Origin of the sequence: Paucibacter soli (genome assembly GCF_037482845.1) — a bacterium.
Lineage (GTDB): Bacteria > Pseudomonadota > Gammaproteobacteria > Burkholderiales > Burkholderiaceae_C > Paucibacter_B > Paucibacter_B soli.
In genome coordinates, this window is sequence record NZ_JBBHJW010000041.1 from 1 (window position 1) to 499 (window position 499).

The following is a 499-nucleotide window of genomic DNA, read 5'->3' on the forward strand; positions in this document are numbered from 1 at the left end:
GGTGTCTGACCCTTCGTTGGCCAGTTCGGTCACCACATCGGCCGCGGAGTCCAGCACATAGGTGTCGTTGCCCGTGCCGCCGATCAGGGTGTCTACCCCAGCACCGCCGTCCAGCACATCGTCTCCTGCGCCACCCATGAGCACATTGGCTGCTGCGTTGCCGAGCAGGACGTTGTTGAGCGCATTGCCCGTGCCGTTGATGGCGGCAGCGCCCATCAGCGTCAGGTTCTCGACGTGGGCGCCCAGCGTGTAGGTGAGGCTGGCCTGGACCGTATCGGTGCCATCGCCGGCCAGTTCGGTCACCACATCGCCTGCGGCATCGACCACGTAGGTGTCGTTGCCGCTGCCGCCGACCAGGGTGTCGGCGCCGGCACCGCCGTTGAGGAGGTCGTTGCCGTCACCTGCATCGATTTGATCATTCCCTTCACCACTGAATACGCTGTCGTCTCCAGCGCCAGTACGGAACTCATCGTTCGTCCCGGTGACGTTCTGCACGATC

At 64.3% G+C, this 499-nt stretch carries 1 protein-coding gene; it reads right to left on the reverse strand.

Translation table 11 applies throughout. The features are described 5' to 3' along the window. Positions 1 to 499: calcium-binding protein (locus WG898_RS25185; RefSeq protein ID WP_339605521.1), on the reverse strand; the 499-nt coding region annotated here is incomplete at both ends.